The organism is Micromonospora sp. NPDC003944, assembly GCF_053605225.1.
In genome coordinates this window covers 1-14,619 of the sequence record NZ_JBSGIV010000106.1, presented here as the reverse complement: position 1 = coordinate 14,619, position 14,619 = coordinate 1, and the positions used below count along the sequence as shown (strand labels likewise).

The window sequence follows — 14,619 nt, the reverse complement described above, 5'->3', positions numbered from 1 at the left end:
GAAGTATCGGTCGTGGCTTGACCGTCAGGGGGTCAGCTTTTCGCAGGTGGTGCATGACGTCGAGGCCGCCGGGCCAGCGACAACCAGCCGAGGAACCGACCGTGCATCGCCGCCAGGTCAGGCCACAAACCCAGGGTGTACGCGTCGTCGACCGCCTCCTGCATCGACACGGCCAGGTAGAATGCCAGCGCGATCGAGTGACCGTAGAACTCCGTCACGAGCGCGAGTTGGGCCGGGCCGCACGGCCAGGGCGCGGCGCAGTTGCGGCACAGCCACGCCGGGCGCATCGGCAGGTGTGGGGTCATCCGACCCGCACCGGACGTCGGCGGCGTATGGCCGGCAGGGCCTGCATCCGTACGCCCGCACGCATCACGAACAACTCGCGGTGCGCGACCGCGTCGCCCGCCGCGTTCAGCTGGTAACCCTCAATCCAGACCCAACCGTCGTACGTGTGCCGCTCGGGCAACTCGCGGATGACGCGCACGACGATCGGGCGCAGGAACTGCACGCTCGCCGCGGTGGTCAGGTGGATGACGTCGCCGGCCTTCATCGTCACGGGCTTGCTGTCGGGCACGGTCTTCCCCTTGGTGCCGTTGGGAAGGGGCCGCTCCCGTGAGTGCTCGCCCGTCGGGAGCGGCCCCGCTACGAACGCGACCACTGGATCTCGTGGGCCTGCCGGCCGCGCCGCCTGGTGACACTCTGCTGTGGAGGCCACTACGCTCGGAAGGTGTTCCGGGAGTCCGGGCAGGGGCTGGCAGAACAGGCTCCAGGCGTGTGGCACCCCGGGTAGTCGATCTCCGATGTGAGGAGCGTTGAGTGGCTGACGTGCCGAGTCCCCTGGCGGACTTCATCGTGAGCGAGATCCGCCGCGCTCGTGGAGGGTCCGGGATGACGCAGGAGGCGTTCGGCCGGGCAGCAGGCTTCAGCGCCTCTCACGTCAGCGCCGTGGAAAGCGGTACCCGAGCGTTGACGATGGACTTCATCCGGGGTGCGGACCGCGCCTTCAACAACGACGGGCTGTTCGGACGCCTGGTGACGAAACTCGGCGCGCCGTCGTGGTTCCTGCCGTGGCTGGACGCCGAGCGCGGGGCGCGACAGCTTCGCCTCTTCGAGCCACTACTGATCCCGGGCCTGCTTCAGACCGAGAACTACGCCCACGTCGTGATGCGCCTGAACGACCTCATGTCTGCCACCGAGGTCGACCAACAGGTAGGCGCTCGCATGAGCCGACACAAGATCCTCACCGGCGACAGCCCGCCGCAGGTCGTAGCCGTGCTGGACGAATCCACGCTTCGTCGCGGGGGCGACGAACACGCCGGCATCATGGCCGAGCAGGTCGCCCACCTCATCACCGTCGCCCAACTCCCGCACGTTCACGTCCACGTGATCCCGGCAAGTGCCGGCCTGCACATCGGGCTGTCCGGTCCGTTCGCGCTGGCGCGGGCCGGAGACGGAGCCTGGGTCGGGCACCTCGAAAATCAGCTCGGCGGGATCGTGGTCGACACCGAAGATGGGCTACATACTCTTCATGCGAGGTGGGAGAACGTCAGAAACGAAGCACTCCCACGCCGACAGTCCAACGAGCTGATGAAGGAAGTGCACAGCCATCATGGACCTCACTAACGCCATCTGGCGCAAGTCCCGGCGCAGCGGATCGTCCGGGGGCAACTGCGTCGAGGTCGCCGACAACCTGCCCGGCGTTGTCGGCGTACGGGACAGCAAGGACCCTGCGGGTCCGGCCCTGGCCTTCGGTCCGGCCGCCTGGCGGGCGTTCGTTACCCAGGTCTCTGATCGGCCGTAACCGAAGCCGTACGGAAGCGCGCGTCCGGGCAGGGTAGCGCTCGCGCGTTGACCAAATGTGGACCGCGGGCAGAGCGCTGACCCCATCTGATCACAAGCGCAGGCAACTATTCGTTGCCGGGCAGTGCCGTCGGCCCCCTGCGGCGATCATGCCCGGGCGGCCGGAGCCGAAGACCGAGCCTGAGGAGCCACCAACGACTTAGGGGAATTGGCCGTCGCGGATTGACCGGCAGCCACCTGAGCCTCGCGGCCATGCGTCCGCGCTTAGTGAACGAGGGAACGCCGGCCGTCGGAAGCTGACGGGACGATGGCCGGCTACAAGGTGAAGCGCCGCGCCCCCGCCGACAGCAACACGAAACTACCGCTGAAACCGACTCTGCTGGCTAGCGGCACCAAAACCCCGGCCACCCGACCCAGCTCAGACCATTCGCGCTCCCCCGAGGGAAAGTGCGTAAATTTGAGACGAGGACAAACCGCGGGCGTCAATCTGCAAATTCGAGAAGTTGTGTGACAAGTTCGCTTCACCCACCACTTTGCCTGACATTTGCCGCGCCTGGATCACACCGGACGACGTCGCGGATACTAATACACCAGGCTCCGGAAGCAGCCGCATCTCGGTAATCCCCCTCATGCGGTCATCGCTCCACTTAATCTCTTCCGGCGCATCGAGGCCAAATCCCGTCAGACCTACTGGCCCTTCTTCCTTCCCTCCCCTCATACTGACCACGACTATGCCGTGCCGCTCACTGAGAGCCGCAAATTGTCGTCCTTGAGTCATGTCGAGAGCGGAGACCCCTCTTCGAGCTGACGGAAAATCTTTTAGCCAGAGCAACTCTCCCTCTGGGGAGTACGCCTCCAAGCGCTCCTTATTGTTGACGCGGCCGAGAATCCAGACATGACGCCCGTCGAAGTGTATCGTGCGCTCTGGCTCAATTTCACTCTCAATCTTAGTGATCCGCTCAAAGAAGAGTCCAGACGTGGCCGAATAGTGCATTTCGAAGACGGAGCCGTCTACTGATGCGTGGATAGTCTGATTACGGGATGTGCAATAGTAGGAAAGAAACAGGTCTGGAGGGCGCGTGCCGGATTCTAAGAGGTGCCCCTCTCTGCCGTCGAAGACATCAAGGTAGCGAAATGGCGGGAGTTCGAGGTCGTCAGAAGGGGTGGAGACTGGTGGGGAATCCCGCCACGCAGCTGCCTCTTCGGAGGTTACAGAGAAAGGCAATCGCTGACGTGGAATTACATGATAAACCCGATCTACGCCTCGCACATGGGAATATGAGGTATCCCCCTTCAAGTGAAAGTCTAGAGTCTCGGTCGTGGCGCCCGACGAGACTTGCACAACTCTCATTATTCCGGGTTCAAGAATAGCAACAAGCGTATCGTGACCAACGTACTCAATTTCGGCAATAACTGCTGACTCTTCCCGAATAACCCGCCCAGCACCGAGTCCACCGATGGTCCATTCAAAGATTTCCCCGGTGCCTGTTGCACCAAAAACTCGCTGGCCCTCTTCATCAATGGACAACGAATATGCCGCCCTTTTGCAGGGCCCTAGATCTATCTTCCCAGCAGGATTAACTCCCCGCATGTCGGCGCCCCGCAGAATGCAATCGTAAAAGTCCACAAAACGCAGTTGCGCGTTCGCCAAAGAGGTTCCAGAAAGATCACATTGAGCCGGCGAGTGCCGAGTCGCCACCTGGCGAATGCGTGCACTAGATACTCGGATGCCGGAAAGGTCGACCCCAGCAAGGCTGGATGGATCAATGGCGACGGCAATCTCCATAAGATTACCGCCGGCGACGAAGGAGCTGTCCTCGACGGATCGCGCTTGTTGCAAATAGCTGACGACTTGGCTCGCACTCCCAGGCTTTACCATCGGTAGCAATAAGTCGATTACCGCCGGAGTGACAACTTTGGCCGACGACAGAGTGTCTGCGACTCGCTCGTACGAGTCTGGGGCGAAATCAGAAATTCCTGTTCGGCGCGACGAATCAGTGGTGGAGAAATATTCTGACCAACGATGGGTTTCTAATCCCGTTAATTCAGAGCCGGACGAGGGGCGCAGGAGGCTCATAAAATCGGGCGCAAGTATGCCGAGCTGAGCGGCGATCTTGAATGCTACGAAAAACTCGATCAGGGACCGGTGCGCAGGCGTATAGTCGCCGTCATTGTTTCGAATAAGCATAGTCTGACCAAGCATGTCGTAATGCCAGTGGTCGAGGTCCTTCTCTTCCTGCACTGCGGGACCAAACCAGGTCCGGATGCGCTCTGGGAATCCTCGATAATTCAGACTCATGGAATCTGTCGATAGCATCTCGTAAGAAACTTCCGCGAGAAAGAAGAGTTTGTCTGCCATGGACGTAAACGTTCTTGACTCACTTATATCACGCGCCATTTTTCTTCTGACCGCGTAAAGATATACACGCGCCATATCCACGGCCGATCCGCCGGAAATTTCGGGAAGCGCATCTATCACGAGTTCCGACATAATTGGCCGACGCATGAGGTCAAGCAGTGTCTGGTTGGCCATCACAAGACCAACTGTCTTGAGGTCTGTGAGGGAACTCAACATCAGCCGGACCTGTGCATCGGTTAGGCCTTGAATCTCGATGACCTCAAATTGGGGGGGCTCGCCAGTTAAGGCAGATGTTGATGCTTTCAATTGAGCCCCGAGGACCGCGCGCCCCTCACGCGCCTCAGGAAAATGTTCGGTTCTGCAGGTTAACAGAACCTTTGCACCTGGCACTGCCGCCCGCGCTAGCTCCCAAAAGTTATTGATCATGGCCTGGCGGTCAATGCGTGCGGCCATTTCGTCGAAACCGTCGAAGATCAGTAGCAATCGACCCATGCGGTTGAGTTGTTCGAACACTTTGTAGCTGGAAAGTTGTACCTGATGGCGCCTGAAAAAGAACTCCGAGAACAGTGATTCGACGCTGACCGCCTTGGCGTAATCCCGTAGTGGAATAATCAGCGGTAGGCGCGGTCGCGGTAAGCCTCTTGCGCAGGCGTCGATGTATTTTCTCGATAGGAGCCACGCGTAATGCATCGTGAACCAGGTTTTGCCGGTGCCAAATTCACCGAGCACGGACAGGTGGTCCTTCGATGGATCGGTCAGCCAAGTGTCTACGTAGCCATCGAGGCCACCTTTGTCCCAAGGGTACACACTACTTCCTACCGGCTTAGTACTCTTGCCCGTAAACTCCTGCTTAAACGCTCCCAGTGGCACGTACCGGTCAGAGATCCCCTTTTCTTGCACTACGCCATCAAGCCAGGACAGGTATGGGCCGAAGTCGACATCCTGGTCGATCAACTCGTCAAATGTGTAGCAACTAATCAGAAGTCGTGAATCCTCGGCACGCGATCTGGCAACATCACTTACTCTTCGCGGCGCAACAACCCACCCTTCATCGGCATTCTCGCCCAGCACTGTTGCCTCGAGCAACTCGACATCACTGTGCCTGGCCTCGCCGGAAACCCCTAGGACGACTATGCGGTCATAACGCCGCCGGGCGGGTACATTTATTACTAGAAGGAATCCCGGACGATCAACATTGGACTCTCTTTCAATTGTATAACCGATAGCGTCGAACCATGCTTTTGCGTCCGTAGCTAGACGACTGACGCTCTCTTCCTCTTCATGATCGATTGTCGCTTGCGAAATAGTACGGATTTCATCAAGCGTTGGAACCGAGTTCAAGGTTTCGCGGAGGTCAGCTAATTGGGTATGCATGTCCGCCTGGAACCTTTGCAAGCCGACATCTTGTCGCGTCTCTACCGCTGTCCTCGTGCGATCGACAAGCAAGTTGAAGGTCGCCGTGAAGGCTGCAAATTCTCTACGTAGGTCATAGTCCATCTTGCCCAAGGCGCTTGTTTCGTTATTCCATTCAATAATGCCTTCTGCTTCTCGCTCTAAATAACGAGGATCACCTGACTCGAAGGATCTCCTGAATGCCTCTTTGATGTATTCGTTCTGAAAGAATTTGAGAACGGGTTCGGGTCCGCCGTAGCAGTGCTCTACGAGGGCGTAGGTGTAGACACCATCAAAGTCGGTTGGGGGCACTCGAGGGTTGAGACCTACTCGTTTTAGTGCAAGCTGGACCTGCTCCTGGCGTTTGATCATATTTAGGATGGGTTTGCCTGCAGCGCTAACAAGAATCTTCACAACCGGGCTTAACTCGATGGACACTAGCGTCATCTCCCCACCACCCGTGAACACAGGAACCCTCATCCTGCCCACAACTACATGGCTCACGCTCGTCATACATGCGATATTGACAGTGCGCATCCCTGCCTGGTATAGCCACCAGTCGCTAGCCATGATATTTTGCACGAACCCTCACGATCATAGTGTCCGGCCTGCGGACCTGCTGCGGCCGATCCGTGAACGGATGAATTTCCTGCACGAAGGATGGCGAAGTGGCGAGGTGACGGCGAACCGCTCGGCTTCACTCGTGCCAGTGCCGCGGCAGGTACGGTGGCGTGCGGCGATTGAGAGGACTAATGGTTCAACGTGCTCTAGCAACAGCAACCCATGTCATAGAGGATTGGCAACTTTTTGCTTAGCGTTGTGGGGCGTCGCTGATGGCTGCCGATAGCACGGTGATGGCGACGACATGATTAGGCCAGTCGCTGGCCGTCCGGCGCGGATGTTAGATCGCGCTGTCGAGGGGGTCGGTCGCCACCACCCGATCAGAGCCTCGGTCTTCTCTTTGCCGGTCACTGCCAGCACGCTGCGCTGGACATAGGCGCAGCGACGGCAGTTTCACGCTCACGGCGAGTATCGGCGCGATCATCCCCGTACTACCAGTTGAGGCATCGTTGTCTCACAACGGCAGCCATATGCTTGATCTATCTACCAGGCGGTCTGAGTAGCAGAGTTGCAGCCACGCCCGCCGCTCAGAGATCTCTTCCGGGAAAGACAAGGGTGCTCGGTCTACGCATCCCCCTTACGTCCATGGCTGTGATCGGCGTATCGGTCAGGGGCCGTGGTGCACCGCCAGCGCTAACCGGGTCACAACCAACTCAACCGGTACTGCCGGCCTCCAGTTCAAACTCCATCCAACGGCAGCTGGTGGGCGACGGACGAGTCGACCTGTACGCCGGATTCTGTGCGCGGCGCGTACCCCGAGGGGTTTGCGCCGGCGGCGGCCATCCATCTCGGCCTGCCGTTGCCGGCAGGCTCCAGCGGCCTACCCGCAGACATCGGGCGGGCAGCCCTCAAGCGTCTGCGCCGGGTCGTCATCTTGCGGTGACGCCCTTGCTTGGCCTTGCTCCGGGTGGGGTTTACCGAGCCACCCCGGTCACCCGGGGTGCTGGTGGGCTCTTACCCCACCGTTTCACCCTTACCGTCCCCGTTGGGGTCGGCGGTCTGTTTTCTGTGGCACTGTCCCGCGGGTCGCCCCGGGTTGCCGTTAACAACCACCCTGCCCTGTGGAGTCCGGACGTTCCTCGGCGGCGGGCCGAAGCCCGCCGACGCGGCCGCCCGGTCGACTCGTCCGTCGCGCTCCCATCCTAACGACGCCTCCGGCACGCCTATTGCCGCCCCGCAGGTGGGTGCCCGCGCAGACCTGCCCCGCAGTCGGGCCTTCGACAGACCGGCCCGCAGGGCAGTGCCTCGTGGAGACGGGCATCGGGTAGCGAGCGGTCAGTTCACGCTGATGGTCACGACACCGGTTCCGGCGTACGCCTTCGGCAACTCGGTGAGGACCGGACGCCCGGTGGGCCACTCGGCGTCGGGACGTCCCAGCGCGGCGGCATGGGCTAGCTGCCAGTCCAGACCTTGACGGAGCAGACGCCCCACCAGCAGAGCTGTCGCATAGCCCAGCTCGACGACCTCCAGCGCTGGTAGGGCACCGATGTGCTCTCCCAGAGCCGGACGGCCGGAGGTGGCTGCGGTAAGGCAGAGTGCCGGCACATGGACGTGCCGCCCCGCACCCCTGTGCGCGGTGACCACGAGCCCGGAGAGCGCCGGGTTGCCGGCACCGAGCGCGAGCAGCGCCGTGTGGTCGGGGATGACCGCGGCCTCGTTCACGCCGCCCGCCGGCCATCTTCGGCCAGAGATTCCGGGACGTTGCCAGCCTCGACGGCCGCCCAGATGTCCTCGCCCCGGGTGAGGTCGTCGGCGCTGAGGTCGGAAGCGATGTTGAGCCGGACGTACTGCTCTGCGCGCGCCGCGCGGTCGCGCAGTTCGTCGGCGGTGAGTGCCGTCTGGCTGAGCTGGGCGACGAGGTCCCGCATCGTCGTTCCGCGTTCGCTCGCCAGGAGCGCCAAGCGGTCGCGTACCTCGGTGTCGACTTTGATGGTGGTATCCGCGACCGGAGTATGCGACCGGTATACCGCCACCCTGTTCCGCCTCGCCGGCCAGCTCACGACGGGTTCGGCGCGCGTACTAGCCTCGTGGGGCTATGGATCTCTCCCACGCCGCGCTGCTGCTCGCCGCCGGTCTCGCCGCTGGCACCGTCAACGCGGTGGCCGGTGGTGGATCGTTGATCACCTTTCCGGCGATGATCGCGGTCGGGTTGCCTCCGGTGCCGGCGAACGTCAGCAACTCCGTCGCCGTCTTCCCTGGTTATGTGGCAAGCGTGGCGGGCAGCCGGCAGGATCTGCCGCGTCCCCGCGCGCTGGCCACGCTGGTGCCCACCACAATCGTGGGCACGATTCTCGGGGCGTTGCTGCTGTTGGCCACTCCGGCCCGCGCGTTCGAGCTGGTCGTACCCTTTCTGGTCCTCGGCGCGACGGCGGTCCTGGCCTTCCAGGACCCGCTGCGCCGGCTTGTCGGCCACCCGCGGGACATGTCGCCACGCCAGCGGACGGTCGCGGTGCAGACGATGGTCGCGCTCGGTGCGGTGTACGGCGGGTACTTCGGTGCGGCCCTCGGGGTGATGCTGGTGGCCGGGCTGGCCCTGGTGTTGGACGCGACCCTGGCCCGGGTGAGCGCGATCAAGAACCTGCTCTCCGCGGTGGTGGGGTGCACGACGCTCGTGGTGTTCGCCCTGTTCGGCCCGTTGAACTGGGCGGCGGTCGCGGTGGTCGCGCCCGCCACCCTGATTGGTGGGTACGCGGGCGCGCGGCTCGTCCGTCGGCTGCCGTCGGTGGTGCTCAAGACGGTGATCGTCGTGTTCGGTACGACGATCGGCCTCTACCTGCTCTGGCGCGCTCTGAACTGACACCGCGCGCCCGCCCGCGCCAGCGCACCCTCCCAAGATCCGCGCAACGTCAGGGAAACTGCTGCCTCAACCGGCGGCGAGGCAGCAGTTTCCCCGAAAGTGCGCGGATCGTGAAGACGGGCCGACGGGTCAGTAGGTCTCGCCGACGGGCTCGTGTTCGGCGTCGGCGGCGGCGCGGTTCCAGCGGGACCAGAGCACCCGTTCGCCGTAGCCGGCGGCCATCACGTGCGCGAAGGCCAGGTAGACGAGCACGCCGACGGCGAGCACCCCGAAACCGACCCAGAACGGCAGTGCCAGGGACTGCTCGGCGAGCTTGCCGGAGATGATCGGTGCCGGTGCGGCGGCGCCCCAGCGGACCAGGTTGAACGCGCCGGTGGCGACGCGCCGGTCGCTGGAGCCGAGGCCGAGCGCCAGGTCGGTGAGGTTGGCGTTGGCCAGCCCCATGCAGAGTCCGGCGAGCACCAGCACCACGAGCGCCTCGGCGGTGCTGCTGGAGGTGGCGAAGAGGACCATGCAGACCAGCAGCCCGGCGATGGCCACGCCGACGGTCTGCACCGCGCCGATGCGGTGGGCCAGCCGGTGACCGATCACCAGGATGCCGGTGGCCAGGCCGAGACCCCAGCCGGTGAACGCGAGCCCCAGCGGGATGATGTCCAGTTTGAGGAAGAGCGGCGTGTAGCCGAGCACCACGAAGAACACGAAGTTGTACGCGGCGGTCACCGCGCACAGGGCGATGAAGGCCGGGCGGCGGTAGGTGGCGAAGATCTGGCCGACGCGTACCGGGGCCTGCCGGTTTGTGGGCTCGCGGAGTTTGCGGGAGGCCACGCCGAGGGCGAGGACCATGAAGACGCCGCAGACGAAGAACGGCAGCCGCCAACTGACCTCGCCGAGCAGGCCGCCGATCAGTGGTCCGACGGCGAAGCCGAGGCCGAGGGCTGTCTCGAAGAGGCCCACCACCCATTCCCGGTCGACGGCCAGGTTGACGAGCACCACCATGGCGGTGGCGAAGAACATCGCGTTGCCCAGCCCCCAGACGCCGCGCAGCACGGAGAGCTGCACGATGTTGTCGCTGAACGAGGCGAGGATGGCGGCGAGGCCGACCACGGAGACGCCGGTGATGAGCACCGGCTTGAAGCCGAACCGGCCGCTGGCGAGCGTCGCCGGGATCATCCCAAGGGCCATGACCGCGATGTACGCGGTGAACAGCAGCTCGACCTGCCACGCGGTGACGCCGATCGCCTCGCCGATGGCGGGCAGGATCGGGTCGACGACGGCGATGCCGGCGATGGCGAGGAAGGCCACGAGCGTGGTGGCGTAGATGGCACTGCGGTTCGGTTCGGAACGCCGATCCACTCCGACTCCTCAGATAGCTGTATCGTACAGGCACTTATTCTGTATCATACAGCTATGAGCGACGACCATGACGAGAGCACCCTGGGCCGCATCGAGACCGAGGTGGCCCTTCTGATGCGCTTCGGCGAGGCCACCCGGCGGGCCACCGGCACCGCCGAGCACCGGGTGCTGGACCGGGCGGCGTACGTCATCCTGCGCCACCTGGCCGACGCCGGCCCGCAGAACGTCTCCGCGCTCGCCGCCCGCCTCAACCTGGACGGCTCGACGGTCACCCGGCAGGTGTCCGCGCTTCAACGCGACGGCCTGATCACCCGTACCCCCGACCCGTCCGACGGCCGCGGCACGGTCATCTCCCCCACCTCGGCTGGTCTCCAGCGGATGGCCGCCGTGCAGGCCGCCCGCACCCGGCTCTACGGCGACATGCTCGCCGACTGGAGCAGCGAGGACCGGGACACTCTTGCGGCGCTGCTGGGTCGCCTCAACCAGGCCCTGGTCAACCGCAACCGTCGCCACTGACCACGCCCGGTGGTCCATCGGCGGGGCGTCAGGAGAACGTTCGCCGCGCCCAGGCGCGGAAGTCGGTGGTCGGCAGGCCGAGGGCGCGGGTCGTCTCCGGACGGGCGGGGCTTCCGATCTCGTTGATCCGCTCGACCGCGTTGACCATGGCGGGCAGCAGGCCGCGCTCGACGGCCTCCTGCGGGGTGAGCACGGGCGCGGTGATCGCCCGGCCGGTGACCTCGCTCAGGATGGCCGCGACCTCGGTCATGGTGAGCAGGTCGCCGGCGAGTTCGACGTCCAGGCCGTCGAGCTTCCCAGGGTTCGTGAACGCGGTCGCCGCGGCTTCGCCGATGTCGTCGACGGCGATCCACGGTATGCGCGTGTCTTCGGCGAAGCCGGTGATGATCGTGCCGCTGGACCAGTCGCCGAAGAGGAAGGACCAGCCGACCAGGTTCTCCATGAAGGTCGAGGGCTTCAGGACCGTCCAGTGCGCGAAGCCACCCGAGCGCACCAGCTCGTCGATTGCCGCCTTGCTCTCCCAGTAGTGCCTGTCCCACCGGCCCTCGGCCCAGCCGGGCTGGCTGCGGTGGAAGTCGCCGGCACCCGAGACGCTGCTGTGCACGACGTGCGTCACGCCGGCCCGGCGCGCCGCCTCGACGACGTTGCGGCCGCGGGTCACCTCGGCGTCGCCCTGCATGTTCGTCACATCGGGATACGGGATCGAGAAGAGGCCGTCCATCCCGTCCGCCGCGGCGAGCAGCGAGTCGGCGTCGTCCAGGTTGCCAGTGACCAGTTCGGCGCCCCGCTCCCGCAGAGCCTTGGCGCCGTCGGTGCCGGGATCGCGGACCAGGGCACGGACCGGGACGCCACGGTCGAGCAGCGCTCGGGCCGTTGCCCCGCCCTGCTTGCCCGTCGCGCCGATGACGAGAACAGCCACGATGCCTCCTGAGAAACAAGTGGGGTGGCACCCCACTTTCCGTCGGCTACGATACGGGGGACCACCCCACTTCTGCAAGGCAGGCCATGAGAGCGGACGCGCAGCGCAACTACGACCTCATCGTCGCGGCGGCGTCCGAGGCGATCGCCCGCGACGGCGCGTACGCCTCGCTGGAGGAGATCGCCCGATCCGCCGGCGTCGGTTCGGCGACCCTGCACCGGCGCTTCCCCACCCGGTGGTCGCTGCTCCAGGCGGTCTTCGGCGGCTGTGTCCGCAACCTGGCAGCGCGCGCCGGAGACCTGCTCGACGCGCCGGACGCGCTCGACGCGCTGACGACCTGGCTGCACGAGGTGACCGCGTACGCCACGACGACCCGCGGCCTCGCGGACTCGCTCCTGAACGAGCCCGCTCAGGAGTCCGAGACCTGCGGCGCGACGCTCGTCGCCGCCGGTGAACCACTGCTACGCCGAGCCGTCGACGAGGGTTCGGTACGGCCCGACATCTCCATGGCCGACCTGATGATCCTCGCCAACGGCATCTCACTCGCGGCACAACCGGTGGGCGCGGCCAAGGCGGAACAACTGCTGACCCTCGCCCTTCAAGGAATCGGCCGCGAGTCGGTCCACAAGGGCCCGTGAAGCCCCGGCTTCGTCGATCATGGAGTTGTGGTGGGGGACGACTGCCGTGAACAGCCATCAACCAGGCACCACAACTCCATGATCGACGCGGAAACCGACGCGAAGACCCGCGCGGCGCGGGCCCGGGGTCAGGCGACCGGCTCGCGGGTTGGGTCGGCGTCGCGCTCGGCGCCCGGGGTGACGCGGGGGTCGCCCTCGTCGGCGAAGTAGTCGTCCGGCTCGGTGCCGTCGACTCCGTCGTCCGCCTTCGCGGCCCGCAGCGCCAGCGTCACCAGGGCCGCCACGGCCAGGTTGACCGCCACCGCCACGATGCCGACGTAGATCGTCTTGGTGGTGTCGAACCCGAACTCCGACAGCGGGAACGCCGAGCCGCCGAAGTGCTTCCGGGTCGGGCTGGCCACCTGGTAGAGCATCCACATGCCCAACCCCATGCCGGCCGCCCAGCCGACGATCAGGCCGGTGCGGTGGAACCAGCGGGTGTAGAGGCCCAGCGCGACCGCCGGCAGCGTCTGCAGGATGATCACGCCACCGATCAGCTGGAGGTCGATGGAGAACTGCGGGTCGAGGAAGACGATGCAGGCCACCGCGCCGACCTTCACCACCAGTGAGGTGATCTTCGAGACGTTCGCCTCCTGGGCCGGGGAGGCATCCCGCTTCAGGTACTCCTTGTAGATGTTGCGGGTGAACAGGTTCGCCGCCGCGATCGACATGATCGCCGCGGGCACCAGCGCGCCGATACCGATCGCCGCGTACGCGACACCGGCGAACCAGTCCGGGAACTGCTGGTCGAACAGCAGCGGCACGACGGTGTTGCTGTCCACCGTGCCCTCCTTGGCGCCGGGCAGCGGTTTCACGCCGGCCGCGATGGCCATGTAGCCGAGCAGCGCGATCAGACCGAGCAGCAGGCTGTACGCGGGCAGCGCCGACATGTTCCGCTTGATCACGTCACGGTTCCGGCTGGCCAGCACTCCGGTGATGCTGTGCGGGTAGAGGAACAGCGCCAGGGCCGAGCCGAACGCCAGGGTGACGTACTGGAGCTGGTTGTTGCCGTTGAGCAGGATGCCGTCGTTCGGGTTGGGCGAGGCGTCGAACTTCGCGTCGGCGGCGGCGAAGATGTCACCCCAGCCGCCGAGCTTGTACGGCAGGTAGACGACCGCCACCAGGATCACGATGTAGATCAGGCTGTCCTTGACGAACGCGATCAGCGCCGGCGCGCGCAGCCCCGACTGGTACGTGTAGGCGGCCAGGATGGCGAACGCGATGATGATCGGCAGGTGCCGCGCCAGCGCGTTGTCGCCGGTGACGCCCATCGTCTTGAGCACGGCCTCGATGCCGACCAGCTGCAACGCGATGTACGGCATGGTGGCCACGATGCCGGTGATGGCGATCAGCAGCGCCAGCACCGGCGAGTCGAAGCGCTTGCGGACGAAGTCGGCCGGGGTGACGAGGCCGTGCCGGTGCGACACCGACCAGAGCCGCACCAGCACCAGGAAGACCAGCGGGTAGATGACGATGGTGTACGGCACGGCGAAGAACCCGGCCGCACCGGCACCGAACATCAACGCCGGCACCGCCACGAAGGTATACGCGGTGTAGAGGTCACCGCCGACCAGGAACCAGGTGATCCAGCCGCCGAAGCTGCGCCCGCCCAGCCCCCACTCGTCCAGGTGCGCCATGTCCTTCGGCGCCCGCCACCGCGCGGCCACGAAGCCCATCACGCTGACCAGGAGGAACAGCAGCGAGAAGACGATGATCTCGGTGAGATGGTCACGCCACATCAGGAGTCACCCCGCTTCTTCGTCATCTGGTAGACCAGCGTGGTGGTGCCGACGCCGAGCAGGATGAAGGCCAGTTGCAACCAGTAGAAGCGTGGGAAGCCGAAGACCCGAGGCGAGTCGCCATTGAAGAACGCCGGGATCAGCGGCACCACGATGGGGATGAAGAGCAACCAGTTCCAGGGGCTGTGGTCCTTAGCCCTGGTCGGCGCCGCGCGTGGCGCCTCCGGTTCGGGTGCAGCCATCTGACACACCTCCGGGAGTCGTGGATCTCGATGCAACGGCCGGAGGCTACGACTCTGTGATGGCCGTCACGCGACCCGTTCGGAGGGCGCTGCGCCGAACGGCCGGTGGCCTGCGCCGAACGGCGCATCGATCGCAGTCACGTTCACTGAACGGGCGCGGTACCCCGCTCGGTTCACGCGCTTAGACGCCGGGCAAAATCCTCC

General features: G+C 64.7%; 14 protein-coding genes and 1 other RNA gene. 5 read left to right on the top strand and 10 right to left on the bottom strand.

Translation table 11 applies throughout. The features are described 5' to 3' along the window. Positions 1-32: 32 nt before the first annotated feature. Both ACWER9_RS30540 and ACWER9_RS30535 read right to left on the bottom strand, forming a co-directional pair. Entirely contained in the window at positions 33-305 is a 273-nt protein-coding gene (locus ACWER9_RS30540) for a hypothetical protein (RefSeq protein ID WP_452305103.1), read from the bottom strand. Beyond that, on the bottom strand, positions 302-574 hold the full coding sequence (locus tag ACWER9_RS30535) for a hypothetical protein (protein WP_452305102.1): 273 nt from the start codon (positions 572-574) through the stop codon (positions 302-304). Before ACWER9_RS30535 ends, ACWER9_RS30540 begins: the two co-directional genes overlap by 4 nt. Positions 575-816: 242 nt before the next feature. Here ACWER9_RS30535 and ACWER9_RS30530 point away from each other — a divergent pair, with 242 nt between their 5' ends. Together ACWER9_RS30530 and ACWER9_RS30525 are read left to right on the top strand one after the other, a co-directional pair. Beyond that, a complete protein-coding gene (locus ACWER9_RS30530) occupies positions 817-1,623 on the top strand; it encodes a helix-turn-helix domain-containing protein (protein WP_452305101.1) in 807 nt (268 codons plus the stop codon). Next, complete coding sequence (locus ACWER9_RS30525) at positions 1,610-1,801, top strand: DUF397 domain-containing protein (protein WP_452305100.1); 192 nt, start codon at positions 1,610-1,612, stop codon at positions 1,799-1,801. The genes ACWER9_RS30530 and ACWER9_RS30525 overlap by 14 nt, the downstream gene beginning before the upstream one ends. A 417-nt stretch (positions 1,802-2,218) precedes the next feature. Here ACWER9_RS30525 and ACWER9_RS30520 read toward each other — a convergent pair whose 3' ends face one another. From ACWER9_RS30520 to ACWER9_RS30505, 4 genes are all read right to left on the bottom strand, one after another. Beyond that, positions 2,219-5,998: an NACHT domain-containing protein gene (locus ACWER9_RS30520; RefSeq protein ID WP_452305099.1), complete on the bottom strand. Its 3,780-nt coding sequence runs from the start codon at positions 5,996-5,998 to the stop codon at positions 2,219-2,221. Positions 5,999-6,882: 884 nt separating this feature from the next. Beyond that, an RNA gene (gene rnpB, locus ACWER9_RS30515) (RNase P RNA component class A) lies at positions 6,883-7,297 on the bottom strand. Between the two features lie 150 nt (positions 7,298-7,447). Beyond that, positions 7,448-7,834, bottom strand: a complete 387-nt coding sequence (locus ACWER9_RS30510) for a hypothetical protein (RefSeq protein ID WP_452305098.1) — start codon at positions 7,832-7,834, stop codon at positions 7,448-7,450. Then, positions 7,831-8,145, bottom strand: coding sequence for a hypothetical protein (locus tag ACWER9_RS30505; RefSeq protein ID WP_452305097.1), 315 nt, complete (start codon positions 8,143-8,145; stop codon positions 7,831-7,833). The genes ACWER9_RS30510 and ACWER9_RS30505 overlap by 4 nt, the downstream gene beginning before the upstream one ends. Before the next feature lie 62 nt (positions 8,146-8,207). Here ACWER9_RS30505 and ACWER9_RS30500 point away from each other — a divergent pair, with 62 nt between their 5' ends. Next, positions 8,208-8,969 (top strand): sulfite exporter TauE/SafE family protein, encoded by a 762-nt coding sequence (locus ACWER9_RS30500; RefSeq protein ID WP_452305096.1) that lies wholly within the window; start codon positions 8,208-8,210, stop codon positions 8,967-8,969. A 129-nt stretch (positions 8,970-9,098) separates the two neighbouring features. Here the strand turns inward: ACWER9_RS30500 and ACWER9_RS30495 are convergent, their stop codons facing one another. After that, positions 9,099-10,322, bottom strand: coding sequence for an MFS transporter (locus ACWER9_RS30495; protein ID WP_452305095.1), 1,224 nt, complete (start codon positions 10,320-10,322; stop codon positions 9,099-9,101). Between the two features lie 54 nt (positions 10,323-10,376). On the opposite strand from ACWER9_RS30495, the gene ACWER9_RS30490 reads away from it, so the two are divergent. Then, a complete protein-coding gene (locus ACWER9_RS30490) occupies positions 10,377-10,838 on the top strand; it encodes a MarR family winged helix-turn-helix transcriptional regulator (protein ID WP_452305094.1) in 462 nt (153 codons plus the stop codon). Positions 10,839-10,866: 28 nt separating this feature from the next. Here ACWER9_RS30490 and ACWER9_RS30485 read toward each other — a convergent pair whose 3' ends face one another. Next, positions 10,867-11,757, bottom strand: coding sequence for an NmrA/HSCARG family protein (locus ACWER9_RS30485; protein WP_452305093.1), 891 nt, complete (start codon positions 11,755-11,757; stop codon positions 10,867-10,869). An 86-nt stretch (positions 11,758-11,843) separates the two neighbouring features. Between ACWER9_RS30485 and ACWER9_RS30480 the strand changes: the two genes are divergently transcribed. Continuing rightward, positions 11,844-12,395 (top strand): TetR/AcrR family transcriptional regulator, encoded by a 552-nt coding sequence (locus tag ACWER9_RS30480; protein ID WP_452305092.1) that lies wholly within the window; start codon positions 11,844-11,846, stop codon positions 12,393-12,395. Between the two features lie 128 nt (positions 12,396-12,523). Here ACWER9_RS30480 and mctP read toward each other — a convergent pair whose 3' ends face one another. Next, entirely contained in the window at positions 12,524-14,173 is a 1,650-nt protein-coding gene (mctP, locus tag ACWER9_RS30475; RefSeq protein WP_452305091.1) for a monocarboxylate uptake permease MctP, read from the bottom strand. Then, positions 14,173-14,415, bottom strand: coding sequence for a DUF3311 domain-containing protein (locus ACWER9_RS30470; RefSeq protein WP_452305090.1), 243 nt, complete (start codon positions 14,413-14,415; stop codon positions 14,173-14,175). Before ACWER9_RS30470 ends, mctP begins: the two co-directional genes overlap by 1 nt. Positions 14,416-14,619 lie beyond the last annotated feature (204 nt).

Coding starts and splice junctions, on each gene's coding strand:
- ACWER9_RS30540 (WP_452305103.1), bottom strand. CDS start 305: ATGACCCCACACCTGCCGATGCGCCCGGCGTGGCTGTGCCGCAACTGC.
- ACWER9_RS30525 (WP_452305100.1), top strand. CDS start 1,610: ATGGACCTCACTAACGCCATCTGGCGCAAGTCCCGGCGCAGCGGATCG.
- ACWER9_RS30520 (WP_452305099.1), bottom strand. CDS start 5,998: ATGACGCTAGTGTCCATCGAGTTAAGCCCGGTTGTGAAGATTCTTGTT.
- ACWER9_RS30500 (WP_452305096.1), top strand. CDS start 8,208: ATGGATCTCTCCCACGCCGCGCTGCTGCTCGCCGCCGGTCTCGCCGCT.
- ACWER9_RS30490 (WP_452305094.1), top strand. CDS start 10,377: ATGAGCGACGACCATGACGAGAGCACCCTGGGCCGCATCGAGACCGAG.
- ACWER9_RS30480 (WP_452305092.1), top strand. CDS start 11,844: ATGAGAGCGGACGCGCAGCGCAACTACGACCTCATCGTCGCGGCGGCG.
- mctP (WP_452305091.1), bottom strand. CDS start 14,173: ATGTGGCGTGACCATCTCACCGAGATCATCGTCTTCTCGCTGCTGTTC.
- ACWER9_RS30470 (WP_452305090.1), bottom strand. CDS start 14,415: ATGGCTGCACCCGAACCGGAGGCGCCACGCGCGGCGCCGACCAGGGCT.